The organism is Streptomyces sp. NPDC060064 (assembly GCF_042736455.1).
Lineage (GTDB): Bacteria > Actinomycetota > Actinomycetes > Streptomycetales > Streptomycetaceae > Streptomyces.
The window spans coordinates 96,789-119,134 of sequence record NZ_JBHWWF010000019.1 but is presented as its reverse complement, the minus strand read 5'-3'; the positions used below and the strand labels follow the sequence as shown (position 1 = coordinate 119,134).

The following is a 22,346-nucleotide window of genomic DNA, read 5'->3' as shown; positions in this document are numbered from 1 at the left end:
ATAAGGTCTGGGGGTGGGTCAGGCCGCAGGTCAGGCGGTACGGCCACGGCGCGCCAGGAGTCGTACGACCCCGTCACCGATGAGCTGTACGACGGTCACCAGGGCGATCAGGATGACGACCGTGATGAGCATGAACTGGGTCTCGAAGCGCTGGAATCCGTAGGTCACGGCCTTGGAGCCAAGACCCTCGCCGCCGACCGCGCCGGCCATCGCCGAGTAGCCGACGAGCACGATCACGGTGGTGGTGACGGCGGAGACGAGCGACGGCAGCGCCTGCGGCAGCAGCACCTTGCGGACGATCGTCGGAATGGACCCACCCATCGCCTGGACGGCCTCGACCAGGCCGTGGTCGACCTCGCGGATCGCCGTCTCGACGAGCCGGGCGAAGAACGGAATGGCGCCGACGGCGAGCGGCACGATCATCGCGGTGGGGCCGATGAAGGTGCCGACGACCAGGGTGGTGAAGGGGATCAGCGCGATCAGCAGAATGATGAACGGCAGCGAGCGGCCGATGTTCACGATCACGCCGACGACCTTGTTCACCGGGGTGTTCTGCAGCAGTCCGCCCTTGTCGGTGAGGACGAGCAGCACACCGAGCGGCAGTCCGCCGGCGACGGTGACGAGGGTGGACCACAGCACCATGTAGAGGGTGTCGACGGTGCCCTGACTCAGCAGCGGCTGCATCTCCGACCAGTTCACTTGGCACCTTCCTTGACCAGTGCCGAGGCCTGCGCAGGGAGAGTCACCGATTCGGCGGGGGCGTCGGGGTCGACGACATCGACCTGCAGGCCCTGCTCGCGCAGGAAGCCGACCGGGACGACGTTCTCCTCGTAGCGGCCGGGCAGTTCGATACGCATCCGGCCGATCTGCTTGCCTGCGACGGTGTCCATCGCGGCGCCGAGGATCGAGATGTCGATGTTGTACGTACGCGAGAGCTGGGAAATCACCGGCTGGGTGGCGGCCTCGCCGTGGAAAGTCACGTCGATGACCGTGCTCTCGGGCCCGGAGGCTTCGCCGCCGACCGGGAAGAGCTCCTGGGCCAGCTCCGAGCCGGGCGTCGCGAGCAGTTCACTCACCGTTCCGGATTCGATGATCTTCCCCTTCTTCATCAGGGCGGCCGAGTCGCAGATCGTCTTGACGACGTCCATCTCGTGCGTGATGAGCAGCACAGTCAGTCCGAGCTGCCGGTTGAGGTCCCGCAGCAGCTGCAGGATCGAGCGGGTGGTCTCGGGGTCGAGTGCGCTGGTCGCCTCGTCGGAGAGCAGCACCTTCGGGTCGCCGGCGAGTGCGCGGGCGATGCCGACGCGCTGCTTCTGGCCGCCGGAGAGCTGTCCGGGGTATGCCTTCGCCTTGTCGGCGAGGCCCACCAGATCGAGCAGCTCGAGTGCCTTGCGGGAGCGCTCGGCGCCGGAAATCCCGAGGATCTCCAGGGGCAGTTCGATGTTGTCCTTGACGGTGCGCGAGGACAGCAGGTTGAAGTGCTGGAAGACCATGCCGATACGGCTGCGCGCCTCGCGCAGTTCCTTGCCGGCGCGGCGGCCGCGTCCGGCCAGCGCGGTCAGGTCCTGGCCGGCGACGGTCACGGTGCCGGCGGTGGGGCGCTCCAGCAGATTCACGCAGCGGATGAGCGAGGACTTGCCGGCGCCGCTCTGGCCGATGACTCCGAAGACCTCGCCTTCACGGACGTGCAGGTCGACGCCGTCCAGAGCGGTGACCTCGCGGCCTCGCGACTGGTAGACCTTGGTAAGGCCCGTAGTGGTGATCACAGGGGTTTCCGTCACTGTCGAGTGCGCGGCGCGGTGTCCGCCGGGCACGGGGCATTCGGGTTTGGACAGTCAGTCGCAGTACGGCTGATTCGGCTTGTGGCCGGGAAGCAACGCGTGCGCGGGGGCAGGCTCGGTCCGATGCGTTCCAGGCGGAAGATCGGATTCGGCGCGGCTGTCGGTCTCGCTTCGGGGCGCGAGGCTCAGGCAGGGGCCCTCAGTTGGCGCACATTCGACACATACAACGAGCACCGGGCGTCGTGATCGCCTCGGTCGCAAGGGTGCGGCTGCTCGTCCTGGTCATGTCGGCAAGTAAAGCAGACATGCCTGCCGAGCGATCCCGGTTGTCCGAATAGCGGACATTCTTGATACAGCATTTGGACTGGCTCATTCCGCCGCGGTGATCTCCACTCCCCCTCCGGTGGCCTGCACGGACACGGCCGAGAGGTCACGCACGACGACATCGGCGACGAGCTCGGAACGCTGGTGTGTTGTGGCCAAGCCCACGGTCCGCATACCGGCCGCGCGCCCCGCGGTCAGCCCCGCCGGGCGCGTCCTCGAAGACGACGCAGCGCGCCGGATCCAGGCCGAGCCGGCGCGCCCCGAGCAGGTAGGGCTCCGGGTCGGGCTTGCCGCGCTTGATGTCGTCGGCGGCGATCAGGTACTTGGGCCGGATGCCGACCTCTTCGAGCCTGGCCTCGGCAAGCCGCCGGGTCGCGGAGGTGACCACGGCCCAGCGGTCCGCGGGCAGCTGCGCGAGCAGCTCGGCGGTGCCGGGCAGCAGGACGACTCCGCCGACCACGTCCTCGACCTCGAGCTGTTCGATACGGGCCAGAGCCTCGGGCACCATGTCCGCGGGCACCAGATCGGCGGCTATCTCCACGGCGGGGCGGCCGTGCCGTTCGACGCGGGCGAAGTCCTCCGCCGTGATTCCGTACTCCTGCGCCCAGAGGGTCCAGCAGCGGTCGACGGACTCCATCGAGGAGACGAGCGTTCCGTCGTTGTCGAACAGCAGGGCTTCGGCGTGGATCTTCATGGTCGTCGACACTACGGGGCGCACGGGGCCGCGCGCGTCGGACCTTTTGGCCCGTAATACTCTCGGGTCCATGCTTGACGCCCTGACGGTCGCGGTCGCCGTGACCGCGCTCGCCCTCGCCGCCTGGTGCGGCTTCGCCGCCTACCGCGACCAGCCCACCAAGGACTGGCACTTCATCGGCATGGCCGTGGTGTCGGTGCTGGCGCTCGCGCAACTGGTGGTCGGGGTCGTGCAGCTGGCGGGCGGCGAGAAGGCGCAGGAGGGCACCGCGATCTTCATCGCGTATCTGATCGGCTCGTTCGCCGCGGTACCGGCGGCGGGCTTCCTGTCGCTGGCCGAGCGGACCCGCTGGGGCTCGGCGACCGTCGCGGCCGGCGCGGTGGTACTGGCAGTGCTCGAAGTACGGCTCTACGACATCTGGGGAGGCTGACGATGGCCGAGCCCGTCACCGGAGCGAAGCAGGCGCAGCAGACGAAGCAGCGGACCAAGCTGGTCCAGGGACCTGGAGTGCTGCTGGTCTGGCTGTACGGCGTGATGTCGGTGGGCGCGGTGTCGCGCTCGGTCTACCAGATCCTCACCGACTACGACTCGGCGCCGCTCGCCCATACGCTCTCCGCCGTCGCGGCCGTGGTGTACGCGTTCATCACGTACACCCTCGTCCGCGGCGGAGAGACGGCCCGCAGGGCGGCGCTGGTGTGCTGCGCCGCCGAGCTCGCGGGCGTACTGATCGTCGGGACCTGGACCGTGGTGGAGCCGTCCGCCTTTCCGGACGCGACGGTCTGGTCGAAGTACGGCATGGGCTACATCTTCATCCCGGTCCTGCTGCCGGTCACCGGAATGCTCTGGCTGCGCCGGTCCCGTACGGACGCGGCGCAGCCCGACGGCCAGGACGGCCAGGACGGCCAGGACGGCTAGGCGCTGGCGACATACGCGCGCGCCTCGGACTCCTTCTCCAGCGTGACGAGTGTGAGTCTCGGGCCGACCTGCTCACTGGACACCTGGACATAGCCGCGGCTGCGGTACAACCGCAGATTGCTCTCGCTCCGATGGCCGGTGAAGAGCTGCAACCGCTTGGCGGCCGGCTCCCCGGCGAAGCGCTCCTCGATCGCGTCCAGCAGCCGTCCGCCCAGGCCGTGGCGCTGCATCCGTGGATGGACGATGAGCTTGGCGATACGGGCCGTCCCGCCCTCGTCGACCCTGCCGCGTACGGAAGCCACCACCTCGTCACCCAGCCGGGCCACCAGGGCATGGCCCTGCGCTATTTCGGCCCGCAGACTCTCGAGGGACTGGGTGAGGGGCTCGATTCCGTAGTCGCCGTAGAGTTCGGCCTCGGTCTGGTAGCACAGATACTGCAGCTTCAGGATGTGCTCCGCGTCCTGCGCCGCTGCCGCTGAGATGGTCACGCTCATGCCCATGTGTGCATGCCTCCCGCTCACCTGTCCGCCGGTTGTCTACCGCTCCTTTCCCCCGCGTTCAGGAGCGCCAACCTCTGCCGTCAGCATTCTGCGCAGGCATCCCAGGCAGCGGGAACGCATCGGCCCCAGACTGCCCTGTGAGATTCCCAACGCCCCTGCGATTTCCCGGTAGGTCGGGTCGTCCGGGGACAGCATCGCGGTGAGCAGCCGCGGGCAGTTGCCGGGCGTCCGTGCGACGGCGGCCCGCAGCGAGAGGTGCCGCTCCGCCCGGAGCGCGGTGCGTTCGGGACTGCCGGCCGGGTCGGCTGAGGGCTCCTGGCCATACGGGAGTTCACGGGCGGCCGTCCGCCGGGCGCGGCGCGCTTCCGCTCGTACGGCCGACTTGACCCAGCGGGCGGCGTCCGGCGGCGGCCCGTCACGGTCGAGTCGCTCGAGCAGCCGCACCCAGACGGCCTGTTCGAGATCGCCGGCCTCCAACGCGGTGCCCGGCGCCTCGGCCGTGGCCTCGGCGCTCACCAGCGGGCGCAGCGCGTGGACCACATGGGCGGGGGTGTCTTCGAGAAGCGTCATGTCCGGCGGGACGTGCCGTCGCGCGGCGGCGGTTGCCGCGAGACGGCACAGTCACCCGTTCGGGCAGGTCGGGGGTCGTCTGTGCGTCAGCCGCGGAAGTCGGCGGCGGCCAGCAGACCCGTGTCCGAGTTGTCGGTGAAGATCCCGTCGATGCCCGTCTCGAAGTAGACCTTGAAGGCGCCGAAGGCGTCGCCGTAGGCGTTCGGGTCCGTGCCGCGCCGGAAGTCGGCGGGCAGGAAGGTGTTCTCGTTGCGCATCGTGTACGGGTGCAGGATCAGGCCCTTGGCGTGCGCGTCCCGCACCAGTGTCGTCTGCGTGCCCAGCTTGCCGTTCGCGTCCCTCGGGATGATCAGGTCGAGGGTCGGGCCGATGCCCTGCGCGTACGACGCGATCCACTTCAGGCCCTCGGGCTTGACGAGATCGGCGACCGTGCGCGGGTCGCCCGCCTGGACGAAGTCCCAGGGGCGGGTGTTCGCGGCCGACAGCAGGACGACGCGCGGCGAGTCGACAAGCCCGGCCAGCCGCTGGATGCTGCTCGGCTCGAACGACTGGAGAAACACGGGCGAGTTGCGGCGGTCGCGTCCGTACCGGCGCAGCAGCCTGGCCAGTCGCTCCTCGAGTCCGAGTCCGAGACCCCGGAAGTAGGTGGGGTGCTTGGTCTCGACATGGAGCCAGACGGGACGGCCACGCCGGTGGCCCTCCTTCTCGGCCCAGCGCAGCACCTCCTCGAAGGTGGGTATCGCCCAGCGGCCGTCGTAGAGGGTGTTCTCCTGGCGGTTGGCGGGGATCCGCTCCTTGGCGCGCAGCGTCTTCAGCTCGGCGAGCGTGAAGTCCTCGGTGAACCAGCCGGTGAGGCTGACGCCGTCGATGGACTTGGTGGTCTTGCGGGACGCGAACTCCGGGTGTGCCGCGACATCCGTCGTACCGGTGATGTCGTTCTCGTGACGGCATACGAGGTGGCCGTCCTTGGTCGGCACCAGATCCTGCTCGATGACATGCGCGCCCATGTCGAGGGCCAGCTGGTAGGAGCCGAGAGTGTGCTCGGGCCGGTAGCCACTGGCGCCACGGTGGGCGATCACCGTCGGGGAAGGCAGGTCCCGGTACGAACCATGTCCGCTGTCGCGCTCGTCGGCCCGTGCCGCCGTGGAGCCGAGCCCGAGGGCGGCCGTGCCGAGCACCGCCGCTCCCAGTACGGTCCGACGCCCGGGACTTCCGTCCGCACCCTGTGTCATCGACGTTCCTCCGTGTGATGTCCCGCACCTGTCAAGCGATGCCCGATGGTAGGCAGCTACGCCCTACATACGGCAGAGCCTGGACGAACGCAGTGGAAACACACGTCAACACTGTGTATCCGATCGATGAACCCGATGTGCGATCAGGTGTGACCCACGAGTATCGTCCTCACCTGCACAGACTTCGCCGCCATCCGTCCGCCCCCACGACACCCGCACATGACACGGAGGACCCGTTGTCCCGCTTGTCGCTCATCAAGGCAGTGCTAGGACCGATCCTGCGCCTGATGTTCCGCCCACGTGTGGAAGGTGCCGAGAACATCCCGGGGACGGGGCCGGTCATCCTCGCCGGAAACCACCTCACGTTCATCGACTCGATGATCCTTCCGCTGGTCTGCGCCCGTCCGGTCCACTTCATCGGCAAGGACGAGTACGTGACCGGCAAGGGCGTCAAGGGCCGGCTGATGGCCTGGTTCTTCACGGGCAGCGGCATGATCCCGGTGGACCGCGACGGTGCCAACGGCGGTGTCGCCGCGCTGATGACCGGCCGCCGGGTGCTGGAGGAGGGCAGGATGTTCGGCATCTACCCGGAGGGCACCCGCTCCCCCGACGGGCGGCTCTACCGGGGCCGTACGGGCATCGCGCGGCTCACGCTGATGACCGGCGCGCCCGTGGTTCCGTTCGCGATGATCGGCACCGACAAGCTGCAGCCGGGCGGCGCCGGTCTGCCGCGGCCGGGCCGTGTGACGGTCCGCTTCGGCGAGCCGATGGAGTTCTCGCGCTACGACGGCATGGACCGCGACCGCTATGTGCTGCGCGCGGTGACCGACTCGGTGATGACCGAGGTCATGGAGCTGTCGGGCCAGGAGTACGTGGACATGTACGCGACGAAGGCGAAGGCGGCCTGAGCCGGTCGCTCCGGGGTGACGCGAAGTTGTGAGAAGGGCCGGGCCCCAGGCGGGTCCGGCCCTTCTTTCGTCGTCACTCACCCTTGTGGCCGCTGGGGGCCTGACGGATATTCGCGGCTTTACGGCGCTCGGGGAAGTACCGCCGTTCGATGCCTTACGGGTGCTTACGGGTGCTTGCGGGTGCCTACGGGTGCTCGAGGCCTTCCTCGAGCTTCTGGCCGCGCAGCATGAACCAGGCCGCGACGGCCGTCGCGAAGAGTACGGCCGCGCCGATCGCCCCCGCTGACTGGAAGCCGTCGGTGAAGGCGTCCTGCGCAGCCGACAGCATCGCCGCGCCCTGATCCTGCGGCAGGTCCTTGGCCGACTCGACCGCGCCGCCGAGTGAGTCGTGCGCCGACGCGGCCGCCTCGGCGGGGACGCCCGGCGGAGCGGTGAAGCCGCGGTAGATACCGGTCACGATGGATCCGAGCAGCGCGATGCCGAGCGCCGCGCCCAGCTCGTATGCAGTCTCCGACACCGCGGAGGCCGCGCCCGCCTGCTCCTTGGGCACGCTGGAGAGGATGACGTCCGCGGTCACGGTGAAGGCGAGACCCGCTCCGACACCGCCGATGAACAGCGCGATACCGAGCGCCAGGACTCCGGTGGACGCGCTGACCGCCGTACAGGCCGCGAGTGCGAGTCCGACCGCTGTCAGTCCGCCGGCCACCACGCTGCGTACGGAGGCTCTGCGGGCGAGATGGCCGGCCAGCAGACCGGCGCCCACCGCGCCGATCGCGGCGGGCAGTTCGATCAGTCCCGCCTCCAACGGCGAGCGCATCTGCACCAGTTGCAGGAACTGCGAAAGGAAGAAGACCAGTCCGGACAGGCCGAGAATGGTCAGCAGATCGGCGAGGACCGCACCGGAGAAGCCGCGGTGGTGGAAGAGCCGCATGTCCAGCAGTGGCGAGTCGAGCGTCAGCTGCCGCCGGGCGAACCAGTACAGCGCGGCCAGTCCTATGACCGCAGCCGCCGTGCTGTCCCAGCGGAAGCCGTGCACCGCCGCCTCCTTGACGGCGTAGACGACGCTGACCATGCCGATCAGCGAGAGGCCGACACTGATCAGGTCCCAGGGGCCGGGGTTGGGGTCGCGGGACTCCGGCAGCAGTTTGACGCCGACCAGGACCAGCACCGCCATCACGGGCAGGTTGATCAGGAAGACGGAGCCCCACCAGAAGTTCTCCAGCAGGAAGCCGCCGACGACAGGTCCGACCGCGGCGCCCGCGGAGGCCGCCGCGCCCCAGACGCCCACCGCGAGGCTGCGCTCCTTGGGGTCGTGGAAGATATTGCGGATCAGCGCGAGCGTGGACGGCATCAGGGTGGCGCCCGCGACACCGAGCAGGGCGCGAGCGAGAATCATCAACTCCGGGCTCGTGGCGTATGCGTTGAGCACGGAGACCGCACCGAACGCGACCGCGCCGATCAGCAGCAGCTTCTTGCGACCGATACGGTCACCGAGGCTGCCCATCGAGACGAGCAGACCGGCGATGACGAACGAGTAGACGTCGCCGATCCAGAGCAGCTGGGTGCCGGAGGGCTGCAGGTCCTCGCTGAGGAACGGCGTCGCGAGGCCGAGCACGGTCGCGTCGACGGCGACCAGCAGCACGGCAAGGACGAGGACGGCGAGCGCGAGCCACCGGCCGGGACTGCGTATCGCTTCGCTCTCCGTGGCCTGCCGGTCGGTAGTGGTCATTCCCTCACGCTCCGTCGTGCGCCGCCGAGCAACAACTCGACGATCATGTACTGGAAGTCCTTGGCGGCGACCCGCCCCTCCTGCACCGACCAGGCGCCGGCGCCGACGAGCCCGTAGAGGGCCTCGGTCAGCCAGGCGGGCGTGAGGTCGATACGGAACTCGCCCTGCTCCTGTCCGCGCCGGAAGAGCGCGGAGACACGAGCGTCGAGGCGGTTCCAGCCCTCGTTCACCTGGTCGCCCTCGAAGAGCTGGTTCTCGGTGACAAGGAAGGCGAGCAGCGGGGCGGCGGACTCCACTTCGGCGATGAGCCGCCGCAGCGCGTCCTCGGCGGTGCCGTCGTCGAGCCGGGCGGTGTCGAGGGCCGCCTCGAACTCCTGGATGCCGAGGTCTTCGAGGGCCTTGACGAGGGAGTGCCGCCCGGCGAAATGCCGGTGCAGGGTGGCCCGCCCGATGCCCGCGGCCCGGGCGACCTCGTCCATGGTGGCGGTCGCTTTACGGGAGAGCAGGGCGGCGGCGGTGCGCAGAACCTGTTCGCGGTCGACTGTCATGAGACAACCATAGCCCAAATGAGACATCAATGTCTCATTGAATATTCACTGCCGTCCCGGCGGCACAAAGGGGATCGTGTGCGTATGAAGCCGCTGCTGCTGATCGACGTCGACGGACCGCTCAATCCGTATGCGGCACGAGCCCGACGCAGACCGGAGGGGTACGCCACCCACCGGATGCGGCCCTCGGGCTGGACGGAGACCAAGCCGCTGCGGGTCTGGCTCAACCCGGAGCACGGGGTCGAGCTGCTGGCTCTGGCCGAGCGCTACGAACTCGTCTGGGCCACGACCTGGAGGGGCGAGGCCAATGAGTGGATCGGGCCGCATCTCGGGCTGCCCGAACTGCCGTACATCGACTGGACCGAGATGCACGGAAAGGCTCCTCGCGGGACCTTCTGGAAGACGCAGTACATCCTGGAGTACGCGGCGGGGCGGCCGTTCGCCTGGATCGACGACGAGATCACGGCCAAGGATCACGAGTGGGTGGAACAACAGCACCTGGCCGCCGCCCTGTTGCTGCGCGTCGACGAAAGGGTCGGACTGCTCCGGCCGGACTTCGACGCGCTCGCGGACTGGGCGGCGGCGCTGCGGTGACGCCTACTTCTTCGCCGTGGCCCAGGCGTGCTGCACGGCCAAGTCAGCCTTGACCTCGGCCAGTTGGACGGCGACCGCCGAAGGGGCCGTGCCGCCGCGGCCGCTCCGGGAAGCCAGCGCGCCCCGGACGTTGAGGACCGTGCGCACCTCGGGCGTGAGGTGCTCGGAGATCTTCGCGAACTGGGCGTCGGTGAGCTGGTCCAGTTCGATGCCGCGCGCCTCGCACTCCTTGACGCATTCGCCGGCGACCTCGTGCGCCACCCGGAACGGCACGCCCTGCTTCACCAGCCACTCCGCGATGTCCGTCGCGAGCGAGAAACCGGCCGGGGCCAGCTCCTCCATCCGCTCCCGGTTGACCGTCAGCGTCGCCATCATCCCGGTGAAGGCCGGGAGCAGGACCTCGAGCTGGTCGCAGGAGTCGAAGACCGGCTCCTTGTCCTCCTGGAGGTCGCGGTTGTACGCGAGCGGCAGCGCCTTCAGCGTCGCCAGCAGACCGGTCAGATTTCCGATGAGCCGGCCGGACTTGCCGCGCGCCAGCTCCGCGATGTCCGGGTTCTTCTTCTGCGGCATGATCGACGACCCGGTCGAGAAGGCGTCGTGCAGGGTCACGAAGGAGAACTCCTTCGTGTTCCAGATGATGACCTCCTCCGCGATCCGGGAGAGGTTCACGCCGATCATCGCGGTGATGAAGGCGAACTCGGCGACGAAGTCACGGGAGGCCGTGCCGTCGATGGAGTTCGCGGACGAGCCGTGTTCGAAGCCGAGGTCCGCGGCGACCGCCTCCGGGTCGAGGCCCAGTGACGATCCGGCCAGGGCGCCCGATCCGTACGGAGAGACGGCCGTGCGTTCGTCCCACTGCCGCAGCCGCTCAGCGTCCCGCGAGAGGGACTGGACATGGGCGAGGACATGGTGGGCGAAGAGTACGGGCTGGGCGTGCTGGAGGTGCGTACGGCCCGGCATGGCGACGTCCGGGTGCGCCTCGGCCAGGCCGACCAGCGCGTCCTGAAGCTCGGCGATCAAGCCGCCGATGATCCGGGCGTGGTCCCGCAGATACATCCGGAAGAGCGTCGCGACCTGGTCGTTCCTGGACCGTCCTGCCCGCAGCTTGCCGCCGAGGTCCGGGCCGAGGCGCTCCAGGAGACCGCGCTCCAGCGCGGTGTGGACGTCCTCGTCGGCGATCGTGCCGACGAAGGAGCCGTCGGCGACATCGGCTTCGAGCCGGTCGAGGCCGGCCAGCATCCGCGTCAGCTCGTCCTCGGTGAGCAGGCCGGCCTTGTGGAGCACACGCGCGTGGGCGCGGGAGCCCGCGATGTCGTACGGCGCGAGCCGCCAGTCGAAGTGGACCGACGCCGACAGCTTCGCCAGCGCCTCGGCCGGACCGTCGGCGAAACGGCCGCCCCAGAGCCGCATGTCACCGTTGTTGCTGCTCACAGCTGAAGCTCCTCAAGAGGGTGGATGTGCGCCCTCCCCCTGGGCCTGCGGGCCTGGGGGACCCCCGCCCCGCCGCGGAGGAACGGGGAGGGCGGCTGTCGTACGCCTATCGAATCAGGCGAGGTCGCGCCGCGCCGCGATCTTCGACGACAGGCCGAAGATCTCGATGAAGCCCTGTGCCTTCGACTGGTCGAACGTGTCGCCCGAGTCGTACGTCGCCAGGTTGAAGTCGTACAGCGACTCCTCGGACTTCCGGCCGGTGACGACAGCGCGACCGCCCTGCAGAGTCATCCGGATGTCACCGGTGACATGCTGGTTGGCCTCGTTGATGAAGCCGTCCAGGGCGCGCTTGAGCGGGGAGAACCACAGGCCGTCGTAGACCATCTCGCCCCAGCGCTGCTCGACCTGCCGCTTGTAGCGGGCCAGCTCGCGCTCGACCGTGACGTTCTCCAGCTCCTGGTGGGCGGTGATCAGCGCGATCGCGCCCGGAGCCTCGTACACCTCACGGGATTTGATGCCGACCAGCCGGTCCTCGACCATGTCGATCCGGCCGATGCCCTGCGCGCCGGCCCGCTCGTTGAGCTGCTGGATCGCCTGCAGGACGGTGACGGGCTTGCCGTCGATGGCGACCGGGACGCCCTCCTTGAAGGAGATGACGACCTCATCGGCCTCGCGCTGCACGGCCGGGTTCGAGGTGTACTCGTAGATGTCCTCGATCGGCCCGTTCCAGATGTCCTCCAGGAAGCCGGTCTCGACGGCCCGCCCGAAGACGTTCTGGTCGATGGAGTACGGCGACTTCTTGGTGGTCGCGATGGGGAGCTGCTTCTCCTCGCAGAAGGCGATCGCCTTGTCCCGGGTCATGGCGTAGTCACGGACCGGGGCGATGCACTTCAGATCGGGACCGAGCGCGGAGATACCGGCCTCGAACCGCACCTGGTCATTGCCCTTGCCGGTGCAGCCGTGAGCGACGATACCGGCGTTGTGCTTCTTGGCGGCGGCGACGAGGTGCTTGACGATCGTCGGCCGGGAGAGGGCGGAGACCAGCGGGTAGCGGTCCATGTAGAGGGCGTTGGCCTTGATCGCCGGGAGGCAGTACTCGTCGGCGAATTCATCCTTGGCGTCGGCCACCTCGGCCTCGACGGCACCGCAGGCGAGCGCGCGCTTGCGGATGACGTCCAGGTCCTCGCCGCCCTGGCCGACGTCCACGGCAACGGCGATGACCTCGGCGCCCGTCTCCTCGGCGATCCAGCCGATGGCGACGGAGGTGTCCAGACCGCCCGAGTAGGCGAGTACGACGCGCTCGGTCACTGGTTTCTCCTTACGATGCATTCGGTGATGGGTATAACTATGCAGTCCTCCGTATGTTTTGTCAACGCGGTCCGTACGGTCCCTGCGGAGCGTGCCTCGCCAGGAGCGCGAGACGAATATCGGAGCCCGGAACTGCCTGATACAGGAGCCCGGAACTGCCTGCCCCGGTGATCGATCACCGCGGATAATCCCTCGTATGGGACAGCGCTACGAACGAATAGAAGGCCGTATCCGCAGCTTCATCGAGCAACAGCCCGTCTTCTTCACCGCCACCGCCCCACTCGGCGGCGAGGGGCATATCAACCTCTCCCCCAAAGGCCGCAGCGGCACGCTCGTCGTCATCGACGAGCTGACCCTGGCCTATCTCGACTTCGGCGGCAGCGGCGCCGAGACCATCGCTCACCTCCGTGAGGAAGGGAATGGGCGCATCACGCTGATGTGGTGCGCGTTCACCGGCCCGCCCAAGGTGCTGCGGGTACACGGCAGCGGTGAGGCGATCTTCCGCGACGACCCGCGCTGGGCCGATTTCATCCCGCACTTCAAGGAGGTCGACGGGCCGAGCGCCCGCGCGATCATCGTCATCCACGCGCAGCGGATCAGCGACGCCTGCGGTTTCGCCGTGCCCTTCATGGAGTACCAGGAGGAGCGCACGCAGCACGCGGAGCACTTCGGCCGTAAGTCGGACGAGGAGTTCGCCGCGTACTGCGAAAAGAAGGACCACGTCGGGGTGAGCCTGGACGGGCTGCCGGCGCTGCCGCTCCCCCTCCCCGCGCGTACGGACTGACCCCGGGGAGTGTCCGGGTGCGCGTACGGCGCAATCCCGGCGGCGCACCCCCCGTGCCGCGCGTACGGTCGTGAACCATGCGCCCCGGACTCGCACTTGGCTCCGTTCTCCTTCTGCTCGCCGCCGGTACGGTCGCGGCCGTGCCCGGCCGCGCGGCCACGCTCCCCGAACGGATGGCCGACACGGGCGGCGGCACCCAGCTGATCACCGCCGAGGCCCCGAGCGCCGGCTCCACCACGGGCAGGGTCACCTGGTGGGACCGGCGCCGCGACGGGCGGTGGGTGACGGTGGGCTCGGCCGCGGCGCGGTTCGGCGCGAAGGGCCTCGTCGAGGGCGGTAGCCGGAAACAGAGCACCTTCACCACCCCGACCGGGCTGTACGGCCTGCCGTACGCCTTCGGGACCAGGGCCGCTGCCGCCTCGGCCGACTACCCCTACCGCCGGGTGACGGAGAAGTCCTGGTGGTGCCAGGACAACGGATCCCGCGCGTACAACCGCTGGGTGGAGGGGCTGCCCGCCGACTGCCGGGCTGCCGAGTCCGAGCATCTGGTCACGTACGCGACGCAGTACGCCCGGGCCCTGGTCATCGGTTTCAACTACGACCGTCCGGTGCGCGGTCGGGGCGCCGGCATCTTCCTCCATGTCAACGGGCGTGGCGCGACGGCCGGTTGTGTGTCTGTGCCGGACGCGGCCATGCGCCGGATCCTGGCCTGGGCCGACCAGCACCGCGACCCGCACATCGCCATCGGCACCGCTTCGGGACGCACGGCCGTCACGCGCTACTGACCGGGCTCGGCCACGTCACAGATTGCACAACCGCCCCTCGAGTTGAACTCCACGCGCCTCGTATGCGTATCCCCGTACGCCAAGAGGTACAGCCGAGGAGCAGTCGTGGCGATGTTGCAGAGCGGTCGGGCCGCAAGACGCCAGACCATGCGGGCGATCCGGCCCCAGCGTGACCCGGCGGTGGCGCTACTGGCCGTCGCCTGGGCAGGGGCGGTCGCCGTGCTGGCCCTGTGGTGGCAGAACACCGCGGTGGTGCACATGGCCACCGCCGAGTGGCTGATCGGTGCCGGAAGGATCACCGGTCTGCTGGGCGGATACATGATCGCGCTGGTGGTGCTGCTGATGGCACGCGTCCCGGCGCTGGAACGGCGGGTGGGTTCCGACCGGGTGACCCGCTGGCACGCGATGAGCGGCCGCTACGCGATCAGTCTGATCGTCGCGCATGTCGTACTGACCGTCTGGGGGTACGCCGTCCAGGCCCGTACCGGCCTCGTGGAGCAGACCGTCACCGTCGTCGTCGACTTCCCCGAAATGATCAAGGCGGCGATCGGTACCGGGCTCCTGTTGCTCATCGGCTTCGTCTCGGCCGGGGCACTGCGCCGACGGATGTCGTACGAGACGTGGTACTACCTGCACCTTCTCACCTATGTCGCGGTGTATCTGACCTTCTGGCACCAGCTGGCGACGGGTGCCGAGTTCGTGGCGAACCCGATGGTGCGCACTGTCTGGTACGTGCTGTACGGAGCGGTCGGCGCGCTGCTGCTCTGGTACCGCGTCCTGTCGCCCGTCCGGCTCAATCTCTGGCACCGGATGCGGGTCGAGTCGACCGTGGACGAGGCACCCGGTGTGGTCTCCGTGCTGATCACCGGGCGACGGCTGCACCGGCTCGGTGCCGAGGCGGGTCAGTTCTTCCGCTGGCGGTTCCTCACCAAGGGGCTGCGCTGGAGCGCCAATCCGTACTCGCTCTCCGCCCCGCCCCGCCCCACCCTGATGCGTATCACCGTCAAGGCGGTCGGGAAGCACAGCACGGCCCTCTCCCGGCTGGAGCCGGGGACGCGGATCTGGGCAGAGGGCCCCTACGGAGCCATGACCGCCGGCCGCCGGAGCCGCAACAAGGTGCTGCTGATCGCGGGCGGCGCCGGGATCACCCCGCTGCGCGCGCTGTTCGAGACGCTGCCCGGCGGCCCGGGCGATCTGACGCTGCTCTACCGGGCCAGCAAGAGGCAGGACCTGGCGCTCTGGAACGAGCTTGAGCAGATCGCTCAGCGCCGGGACGCACAGCTGATGTACGCGGTGAACGGTCCCGACGGGGCCCGGCCCGAGATCACCGCCGAGCGGCTGACGGAGGTGCTGCCCGACATCGACGAGCACGACGTCTATCTCTGCGGGCCGCCCGGTCTCGCCGAGGAGTCGTACCAGGCACTGCGCGAAGCAGGAGTGCCGTCCCGCCGGATCCACCACGAGTCCTTCGAGATGTGAGGCCGTCCTTGAAGAGGAAACATCCGCTTCGCCGGATCATGATCGGCGCCGCCGCCACCGTGTCAGGTGTCGTCCTGCTGCTCGCGCTGAAGCAACCTGGCAACACCGTGGCCGGGGCCTCGTCGCAGGCCGGGGCTCAGGTGCCGCCCGCCGGCTCGGCGTCCGCCGGGAACGGGGCCGGGGCTGCGGGGGGACAGACGGTGCTCGGTGACGTCGCCGGCACGCAGTACGGCGACGTCCAGGTCCAGCTCACGCTCAGCGGCGGCAGAATCACCGGGGCACAGGCGGTGAAGGCGCCCAGCGCCGACCCCAGGAGCCGACAGGTCGCCGCCGACGCGATCCCCAAGCTCAACCAGGCCGTGATGACGGCGCAGAGCGCGCAGATCGACGCGGTCTCCGGGGCCAGCTACACCAGCCAGGGCTACATCAAGTCCCTGCAGAGCGCACTCGACAAGGCAGGGACTGCGGGGACTGGAGGGGCGGCGGCGGGCTCCGGCACCGGGGATTCCGGCAGCGACGGGTCCGGCGCGCAGGCCGGTGGACAACCCGGAGCAGAGACGCAGCCCGGAGGGGACTCGGGTTCCGGTGCGGGCTCCGGCTCGGGCACGGGCTCCGGCTCCGGTGGCGCCCAGGCGACGAAAACCGTCCTCGGCGACGTGGCCGACACCCAGTACGGCCCCGTGCAGGTCCGGATCACGGTCAGCGGCGGCAAGGTCACCGCGGCCGACGCCGTCAAGGCGCCCAGCGCTGACGCCAACAGCCGGCAGATCGCCGCCAAGGCTGTGCCCAGACTGAACCAGGCCGCGGTCACGGCGCAGAGCGCGCAGATCGACGCGGTCTCCGGAGCCAGCTACACCAGCCAGGGCTACATCAAGTCCCTGCAGAGCGCACTCGACAAGGCAGGTGTGTGATGCCCGCCGGGGAGCGCCTGCGCCATGTCGAGCACTCCATGGGCACGGTCTTCTCGTTCGACATCCGTATCGCCACCGGCAGCGACGCTCCCAGGGTGCGTGCCGGACTCGCCGCCGCCGTGGCCGGTCTGCACCGCGTGGACGAGATCTTCTCGACGTACCGTCGGGGCAGCCAGCTCAGCCGACTCGCCCGCGGCGAACTCTCGCTCGGGGACTGTGTCACCGAGGTCGCCGAAGTGCTCGAGCTGTGCGCGGACGCGGAGCGGGAGAGCGACGGCTGGTTCACCGCCCGCTACGCCGGCGAGCTCGATCCGACCGGTCTGGTCAAGGGCTGGGCGGTGGAGTGCGCGGTCCGCATGCTCGCCTCGTCCGGTGCGGATTCGGTCTGCCTCAACGGAGGCGGCGACATCCAGTTGTACGGCGGCCCCTGGCGGGTGGGCGTCAGTGATCCGCTGCACCCGGGCGAGCTCGTCACGGTGATCGAGGCCGACGAGGGCCTCGCCGTCGCCACATCGGGCCCGGCCGAGCGCGGCTGCCACATCCTCGACCCGCACACCCGCCGGCCACCCGCCGCAGCGCTGGCGTCGATGACCGTCGTCTGCCCGGGGCTGACCCACGCGGACGCCCGGGCGACTGCCGCGTACTCCATGGGCGGGCAGGCCCGCGACTGGCTGGAGGAGCTGCCCGATACCGAGGGCTTTGCGGTCAATGCCGACGGCAGCACCTGGCGGACCAGCGGATTCGCCCGCCACACGGCGAAGTTGACGGCCTGACGACCGGACCGCCGGCGGCCTCAGCGGTCGTTCTGGGCCAGGCGCAGCAGATGGTCCGCGAGCGCCTGGCCGCCGTTCGGGTCGCGGCTGATCAGCATCAGTGTGTCGTCGCCCGCGATCGTGCCGAGGATGTCGTGCAGTTCGGCCTGGTCGATGGCCGAGGCGAGGAACTGGGCCGCGCCCGGAGGCGTACGCAGCACCACGAGGTTGGCGGAGGCCTCGGCGGAGATGAGCAGTTCGGCCGAGAGGCGCCGCATGCGCTCCTCCTTGGCCGACTCGCCGAGCGGGGCCTGCGGGGTGCGGAAGCCACCCTCGCTGGGCACCGCGTAGATCAGCTCACCGCCGGTGTTGCGGAGCTTCACCGCGCCCAGCTCGTCGAGGTCGCGGGAGAGCGTCGCCTGGGTGACGCTCAGTCCGTTGTCCGCCAGGAGCTTCGCCAGCTGGCTCTGCGACCGCACCGGCTGCCGGTTGAGGATGTCCACGATCCGGCGGTGGCGGGCCGTGCGGGTCTGCGGTACGGCGGGCCCGCCGTGCTCGGTGTCCTGCGCCTCGGTCATCGTCGTCGTCTCATTCCCCGGATCGTCCTTCCCCGTACGCGCCGTCGAGGATGCCCGGAAGCGCCTGGAGGAACGCGTCCACTTCCGCGTCACCGATGATCAGTGGCGGCATGAGCCGCACGACATCGGGAGCGGGAGCGTTCACCAGGAAACCGGCATCCTGAGCCGCCTGCTGCACCTGCGGTGCGAGGGGCTCGGTGAGCACGATACCCAGCAGCAGGCCCTCGCCACGGACGTGGGAGACCAGCGGGTGGCTGTGCTTGCCGTCGGCGCCCTCGATTCCGCCGCGCAGCTTCTCGCCGAGGCGCTTCACCTCGTCGAGCACTCCGTCGGCCGCGAGGGTGTCGAGCACGGCGAGTCCGGCCGCGCAGGCGACCGGATTGCCGCCGAACGTCGTGCCGTGCTGGCCGGGCCGGAGCAGGTCCGCGGCCTGGCCGAAGGCGATGGTCGCGCCGATCGGGAGCCCGCCGCCGAGACCCTTGGCGAGCGTGACGACATCGGGCTCCACGCCCTGGTGTGCCTGGTACTCGAACCAGTGGCCGGTCCGCCCGATACCCGTCTGGACCTCGTCGAGGACGAGCAGCGTGCCGGTGGCCCGGGTGATTTCCCGGGCGGCCTCCAGATAGCCCTTGGGCGGGACGACCACGCCGTTCTCACCCTGGATCGGCTCGATGACGACCAGCGCGGTCTCTTCGGTGACCACGGCCCGCAGCGCCTCGGCATCGCCGTACGGGACGTGTGTGACGTCTCCCGGCAGCGGCAGGAACGGCTCCCGCTTGCCCGGCTGGCCGGTGAGGGCGAGGGAGCCCATCGTGCGGCCGTGGAAGCCGCCGTCGGTGGCGACCATGTGCGTGCGGCCCGTCAGCCGGCCGATCTTGAAGGCGGCTTCGTTGGCCTCCGCGCCGGAGTTGCAGAAGAAGACGCGGCCGGGGCGGCCGAAGAGCTGGATCAGCCGCTCGGCGAGTGCGACGGGGGGCTCGGCGACGTAGAGGTTGGAGACATGGCCGAGGGAGGCGATCTGCCGGGAGACGGCGTCGACGACGGCGGGGTGGGCGTGGCCGAGCGCGTTCACGGCGATGCCACCGACAAAGTCGGTGTACTCGGTGCCGTCCGCGTCCCAGACCTTGGCTCCCTCGCCGCGTACGAGGGACAGCTTCGGCGTGCCGTAGTTGTCCGTCATCACGCCCTGCCAGCGCTGTGTGAGCTCCTCGTTGCTCATGACTCCCCCTCTGGCTGTAGCTGTCCGTCGGGCACGACCATCGTGCCGATGCCCTCGTCGGTGAAGATCTCCAGCAGGATCGAGTGCTGGACCCGGCCGTCGATCACGCGCGCGGTGTTGACCCCGTTGCGTACGGCGTGCAGACAGCCCTCCATCTTGGGGACCATGCCGCTGGAGAGGTCGGGCAGCAGCTTCTCCAGCTGGGTGGCGGTGAGCCTGCTGATCACTTCGTCGCTGTTCGGCCAGTCCTCGTAGAGGCCCTCGACATCGGTGAGGACCATCAGTGTCTCGGCGCCCAGCGCGGCGGCGAGCGCGGCCGCGGCGGTGTCGGCGTTGACGTTGTAGACGTGGTTGTCGTCGGCGGAGCGGGCGATGGAGGAGATGACCGGGATACGGCCGTCCTCCAGGAGCGCCTCGATGGCGCCCGTGTCGATCTTGGTGATCTCACCGACGCGGCCGATGTCGACCAACTCGCCGTCGATCTGCGGCTGGTGCTTGGTGGCGGTGATGGTGTGGGCGTCCTCGCCGGTCATCCCGACGGCGAGTGGGCCGTGCTGGTTGAGCAGCCCGACGAGCTCACGCTGGACCTGACCGGCCAGCACCATCCGTACGACGTCCATGGCCTCGGGCGTGGTGACCCTCAGGCCCGCCTTGAACTCGCTGACCAGGCCGTGCTTGTCGAGCTGGGCGCTGATCTGGGGACCGCCGCCGTGGACCACGACCGGCTTGAGGCCGGCGTGGCGCAGGAAGACGACATCCTGTGCGAAGGCCGCCTTGAGGTCCTCGTCGATCATGGCGTTGCCGCCGAACTTGATGACGACGGTCTTTCCGTTGTGCCGGGTCAGCCAGGGCAGCGCCTCGATGAGGATCTGGGCCTTCGGCAGCGCGGTGTGCTTACGGGCGCTCATGAGGAGTACGCGCTGTTCTCGTGGACGTAGTCGGCGGTGAGGTCGTTGGCCCAGATCACGGCGGAATCGGACCCGGCGGAGAGGTCGGCGGTGATCTTCACCTCGCGGTAGCGCATGTCGACCAGGTCCCGGTCCTCGCCGACGCTGCCGTTCTTGCAGACCCAGACGTCGTTGATGGCGACGTTCAGCCGGTCGGGCTCGAAGGCGGCCTGCGTGGTGCCGATGGCGGAGAGCACCCGGCCCCAGTTGGGGTCCTCGCCGTGGATGGCGCACTTGAGGAGGTTGTTACGGGCGATGGAGCGGCCCACCTCGACGGCGTCGTCCTCGGTCGCGGCGTTGATGACCTCGATACGGATGTCCTTGCTGGCGCCCTCGGCGTCACCGATCAGCTGGCGGGCGAGATCGTCGCAGACGGTCCGAACGGCCTCGGCGAACTCCTCGTACCGGGGGGTGAGCTCACTGGCTCCGGAGGCGAGCAGCAGCACGGTGTCATTGGTGGACATACAGCCGTCGGAGTCGACCCGGTCGAAGGTCTGCCGGGTGGCGTCGCGCAGCGCCTTGTCGAGCGTCGCGGCTTCGAGGTCGGCGTCGGTGGTGAGGACGACGAGCATGGTGGCGAGGCCGGGGGCGAGCATGCCGGCGCCCTTGGCCATACCGCCGACGGTCCAGCCGTCCTTGGTGACCACAGCGGTCTTGTGGACGGTGTCGGTGGTCTTGATGGCGATGGCGGCCTTCTCACCGCCGTGCGCGGAGAGCTCGGTGGCGGCCTTCTCGATGCCGGCGACGATTTTGTCCATCGGCAGCAGCAGACCGATCAGCCCGGTGGAGGCGACGGCGACCTCGCCGGCACTCTGGCCGAGCACCTCGGCGGCCTTCTCTGCGGTCGCGTGGGTGTCCTGGAAGCCCTGCGGGCCCGTACAGGCGTTGGCGCCACCGGAGTTGAGGACGACGGCGGTGACTTCGCCGCCGCGGAGGACCTGCTCGGACCAGAGGACGGGCGCGGCCTTGACGCGGTTGGAGGTGAAGACGCCCGCGGCGGCGCGGCGGGGACCGTTGTTGACCACGAGGGCCAGGTCCGGATTGCCGTTCTCCTTGATCCCGGCGGCGATGCCCGCCGCCGTGAATCCCTTGGCTGCCGTGACGCTCACTGCATCTCCTTGTTCGTTGCGCCGCCCGCGCGGCACGGCGGTGCGGCTTTCGTCGTTGTCAGCAGCCCGGCGGCTGCGCGTGCGTCGCTCACGGAGCGACTCCGACCGTGGAAAGTCCGGTGTCCTCGGGGAGCCCGAGGGCGAGGTTCATGCTCTGCACCGCGCCGCCCGCGGTGCCCTTGGTGAGGTTGTCGATGGCGCTGATCGCGATGATGCGGCCGGCGGCCTCGTCGTACGCGACCTGGATCTGGACGGCATTCGACCCGTGGACGGAAGCGGTGGCGGGCCACTGGCCCTCGGGGAGCAGGTGGACGAACGACTCGTCCTGGAGCGCCTTCTCGTACGCGGTCCGTACGTCCTGAGCCGTCGTGCCCGGCTTCGCCTTCGCGCTGCACGTGGCGAGAATGCCGCGGGCCATGGGCGCGAGCGTGGGCGTGAAGGAGACGGTGACCCGCTCGCCGGCCGCCGCGCTCAGGTTCTGGATCATCTCGGGGGTGTGGCGGTGGCTGCCGCCGACGCCGTACGGGCTCATCGAGCCCATCACCTCGGAGCCGAGCAGATGCGGCTTGGGCGCCTTGCCCGCGCCGGAGGTGCCGGAGGCGGCGGTGATCACCGCTTCGGGCTCGGCGAGCGAGGCCGCGTACGCCGGGAAAAGGGCGAGCGTGACGGCGGTGGGATAACAACCGGGTACGGCGATGCGCTTGGTCCCTTGCAGCGCGGCACGGGCGCCCGGCAGTTCGGGGAGGCCGTAGGGCCAGGTCCCGGCGTGCGGCGAGCCGTAGAACGTCTCCCAGTCGGCCGCGTCCTCCAGCCGGAAGTCGGCGCCCATGTCGACGACGAGGACCTCGTCGCCGAGCTGCTCTGCGACGGCGGCGGACTGACCGTGCGGGAGCGCGAGAAAGACGACCTCGTGCCCGGTGAGTACCTCGGCGGTGGTCGGCTCGAGCACTCGCCCGGCGAGCGGGAGCAGATGCGGCTGCAGGCCACCGAGCTTCTGGCCCGCGTTGGAGTTGCCGGTGAGGGCGCCGATCTCGATCTCAGGGTGGGCGAGGAGCAGCCGGAGAAGTTCTCCGCCCGCGTAACCGCTCGCTCCTGCCACTGCTGCTCGTACCGCCATCGAGTCCTCCTCGTCGATGGCATGACTATACGCAGCCTTGCAGATTTATGCAATCGACTGGAGGGTGAGGGCGGCGACCTCGTGAGACGTTGCGCTTCGGTTGGCGGGCTTGCAGCCGACCTGGGGGTTGT

23 protein-coding genes and 1 pseudogene are annotated in these 22,346 nt (G+C 69.5%); 9 read left to right on the top strand and 15 right to left on the bottom strand.

What is annotated here, in order from left to right; translation table 11 throughout:
* Positions 1 to 30: 30 nt before the first annotated feature.
* The 3 genes and pseudogenes from ACFWDI_RS22990 to ACFWDI_RS22980 form a co-directional block, all read right to left on the bottom strand.
* Entirely contained in the window at positions 31 to 699 is a 669-nt protein-coding gene (locus ACFWDI_RS22990; protein WP_385306419.1) for a methionine ABC transporter permease, read from the bottom strand.
* Positions 696 to 1,814 carry a methionine ABC transporter ATP-binding protein gene (locus ACFWDI_RS22985; RefSeq protein WP_385306418.1) on the bottom strand — a complete coding sequence of 373 codons (1,119 nt, stop codon included), beginning with the start codon at positions 1,812 to 1,814 and terminating at the stop codon, positions 696 to 698. The genes ACFWDI_RS22990 and ACFWDI_RS22985 overlap by 4 nt, the downstream gene beginning before the upstream one ends.
* A 336-nt stretch (positions 1,815 to 2,150) precedes the next feature.
* Positions 2,151 to 2,799, bottom strand: a pseudogene (locus ACFWDI_RS22980) (HAD family hydrolase).
* Positions 2,800 to 2,869: 70 nt separating this feature from the next.
* Between ACFWDI_RS22980 and ACFWDI_RS22975 the strand changes: the two are divergent.
* Positions 2,870 to 3,229, top strand: coding sequence for a hypothetical protein (locus tag ACFWDI_RS22975; RefSeq protein ID WP_327322349.1), 360 nt, complete (start codon positions 2,870 to 2,872; stop codon positions 3,227 to 3,229).
* Positions 3,230 to 3,231: 2 nt separating this feature from the next.
* Complete coding sequence (locus ACFWDI_RS22970) at positions 3,232 to 3,714, top strand: hypothetical protein (RefSeq protein WP_385306417.1); 483 nt, start codon at positions 3,232 to 3,234, stop codon at positions 3,712 to 3,714.
* Here ACFWDI_RS22970 and ACFWDI_RS22965 read toward each other — a convergent pair.
* The 3 genes from ACFWDI_RS22965 to ACFWDI_RS22955 all read right to left on the bottom strand — a co-directional run bounded on the left by ACFWDI_RS22965 (position 3,711) and on the right by ACFWDI_RS22955 (position 6,016).
* Entirely contained in the window at positions 3,711 to 4,214 is a 504-nt protein-coding gene (locus ACFWDI_RS22965) for a GNAT family N-acetyltransferase (RefSeq protein WP_327322351.1), read from the bottom strand. The two genes, ACFWDI_RS22970 and ACFWDI_RS22965, sit on opposite strands and share 4 nt — an antisense overlap.
* A gap of 36 nt (positions 4,215 to 4,250) precedes the next feature.
* Positions 4,251 to 4,784 (bottom strand): sigma-70 family RNA polymerase sigma factor, encoded by a 534-nt coding sequence (locus ACFWDI_RS22960; RefSeq protein ID WP_385306416.1) that lies wholly within the window; start codon positions 4,782 to 4,784, stop codon positions 4,251 to 4,253.
* Positions 4,785 to 4,870: 86 nt separating this feature from the next.
* A complete protein-coding gene (locus ACFWDI_RS22955) occupies positions 4,871 to 6,016 on the bottom strand; it encodes a glycerophosphodiester phosphodiesterase (RefSeq protein WP_385306415.1) in 1,146 nt (381 codons plus the stop codon).
* Between the two features lie 245 nt (positions 6,017 to 6,261).
* Here ACFWDI_RS22955 and ACFWDI_RS22950 point away from each other — a divergent pair, with 245 nt between their 5' ends.
* Positions 6,262 to 6,924: a lysophospholipid acyltransferase family protein gene (locus ACFWDI_RS22950; protein WP_385306490.1), complete on the top strand. Its 663-nt coding sequence runs from the start codon at positions 6,262 to 6,264 to the stop codon at positions 6,922 to 6,924.
* A gap of 184 nt (positions 6,925 to 7,108) precedes the next feature.
* On the opposite strand, the gene ACFWDI_RS22945 is transcribed toward ACFWDI_RS22950, so the two are convergent.
* A complete protein-coding gene (locus ACFWDI_RS22945; protein WP_385306414.1) occupies positions 7,109 to 8,653 on the bottom strand; it encodes an MFS transporter in 1,545 nt (514 codons plus the stop codon).
* Positions 8,650 to 9,201 (bottom strand): TetR/AcrR family transcriptional regulator, encoded by a 552-nt coding sequence (locus ACFWDI_RS22940; protein WP_385306412.1) that lies wholly within the window; start codon positions 9,199 to 9,201, stop codon positions 8,650 to 8,652. The genes ACFWDI_RS22945 and ACFWDI_RS22940 overlap by 4 nt, the downstream gene beginning before the upstream one ends.
* Before the next feature lie 84 nt (positions 9,202 to 9,285).
* Here ACFWDI_RS22940 and ACFWDI_RS22935 point away from each other — a divergent pair, with 84 nt between their 5' ends.
* On the top strand, positions 9,286 to 9,795 hold the full coding sequence (locus tag ACFWDI_RS22935) for an HAD domain-containing protein (protein WP_385306488.1): 510 nt from the start codon (positions 9,286 to 9,288) through the stop codon (positions 9,793 to 9,795).
* A gap of 3 nt (positions 9,796 to 9,798) precedes the next feature.
* Here the strand turns inward: ACFWDI_RS22935 and argH are convergent, their stop codons facing one another.
* Both argH and ACFWDI_RS22925 read right to left on the bottom strand, forming a co-directional pair.
* Entirely contained in the window at positions 9,799 to 11,226 is a 1,428-nt protein-coding gene (argH, locus tag ACFWDI_RS22930; protein ID WP_385306410.1) for an argininosuccinate lyase, read from the bottom strand.
* 114 nt (positions 11,227 to 11,340) lie between these two features.
* Positions 11,341 to 12,534 carry an argininosuccinate synthase gene (locus ACFWDI_RS22925; RefSeq protein ID WP_326648662.1) on the bottom strand — a complete coding sequence of 398 codons (1,194 nt, stop codon included), beginning with the start codon at positions 12,532 to 12,534 and terminating at the stop codon, positions 11,341 to 11,343.
* Between the two features lie 196 nt (positions 12,535 to 12,730).
* Here ACFWDI_RS22925 and ACFWDI_RS22920 point away from each other — a divergent pair, with 196 nt between their 5' ends.
* The 5 genes from ACFWDI_RS22920 to ACFWDI_RS22900 all read left to right on the top strand — a co-directional run bounded on the left by ACFWDI_RS22920 (position 12,731) and on the right by ACFWDI_RS22900 (position 17,266).
* Positions 12,731 to 13,318 carry a pyridoxamine 5'-phosphate oxidase family protein gene (locus tag ACFWDI_RS22920; RefSeq protein ID WP_385306408.1) on the top strand — a complete coding sequence of 196 codons (588 nt, stop codon included), beginning with the start codon at positions 12,731 to 12,733 and terminating at the stop codon, positions 13,316 to 13,318.
* A gap of 77 nt (positions 13,319 to 13,395) precedes the next feature.
* A complete protein-coding gene (locus tag ACFWDI_RS22915) occupies positions 13,396 to 14,103 on the top strand; it encodes a L,D-transpeptidase family protein (RefSeq protein ID WP_385306406.1) in 708 nt (235 codons plus the stop codon).
* A gap of 111 nt (positions 14,104 to 14,214) precedes the next feature.
* Positions 14,215 to 15,582, top strand: coding sequence for a ferric reductase-like transmembrane domain-containing protein (locus tag ACFWDI_RS22910; protein ID WP_385306486.1), 1,368 nt, complete (start codon positions 14,215 to 14,217; stop codon positions 15,580 to 15,582).
* A gap of 38 nt (positions 15,583 to 15,620) precedes the next feature.
* Positions 15,621 to 16,493, top strand: coding sequence for an FMN-binding protein (locus ACFWDI_RS22905; RefSeq protein ID WP_385306484.1), 873 nt, complete (start codon positions 15,621 to 15,623; stop codon positions 16,491 to 16,493).
* Positions 16,493 to 17,266, top strand: coding sequence for an FAD:protein FMN transferase (locus ACFWDI_RS22900; RefSeq protein WP_385306405.1), 774 nt, complete (start codon positions 16,493 to 16,495; stop codon positions 17,264 to 17,266). Before ACFWDI_RS22905 ends, ACFWDI_RS22900 begins: the two co-directional genes overlap by 1 nt.
* Positions 17,267 to 17,286: 20 nt before the next feature.
* Here ACFWDI_RS22900 and ACFWDI_RS22895 read toward each other — a convergent pair whose 3' ends face one another.
* The 5 genes from ACFWDI_RS22895 to argC all read right to left on the bottom strand — a co-directional run bounded on the left by ACFWDI_RS22895 (position 17,287) and on the right by argC (position 22,215).
* Positions 17,287 to 17,823: an arginine repressor gene (locus ACFWDI_RS22895; protein ID WP_327322363.1), complete on the bottom strand. Its 537-nt coding sequence runs from the start codon at positions 17,821 to 17,823 to the stop codon at positions 17,287 to 17,289.
* Between the two features lie 10 nt (positions 17,824 to 17,833).
* A complete protein-coding gene (locus ACFWDI_RS22890; protein ID WP_385306403.1) occupies positions 17,834 to 19,042 on the bottom strand; it encodes an acetylornithine transaminase in 1,209 nt (402 codons plus the stop codon).
* Positions 19,039 to 19,950, bottom strand: coding sequence for an acetylglutamate kinase (gene argB, locus ACFWDI_RS22885; RefSeq protein ID WP_385306401.1), 912 nt, complete (start codon positions 19,948 to 19,950; stop codon positions 19,039 to 19,041). The genes ACFWDI_RS22890 and argB overlap by 4 nt, the downstream gene beginning before the upstream one ends.
* Positions 19,947 to 21,098 carry a bifunctional glutamate N-acetyltransferase/amino-acid acetyltransferase ArgJ gene (gene argJ, locus ACFWDI_RS22880; protein WP_385306400.1) on the bottom strand — a complete coding sequence of 384 codons (1,152 nt, stop codon included), beginning with the start codon at positions 21,096 to 21,098 and terminating at the stop codon, positions 19,947 to 19,949. Before argJ ends, argB begins: the two co-directional genes overlap by 4 nt.
* Before the next feature lie 88 nt (positions 21,099 to 21,186).
* On the bottom strand, positions 21,187 to 22,215 hold the full coding sequence (gene argC / locus ACFWDI_RS22875; RefSeq protein WP_385306399.1) for an N-acetyl-gamma-glutamyl-phosphate reductase: 1,029 nt from the start codon (positions 22,213 to 22,215) through the stop codon (positions 21,187 to 21,189).
* Positions 22,216 to 22,346: the final 131 nt, after the last annotated feature.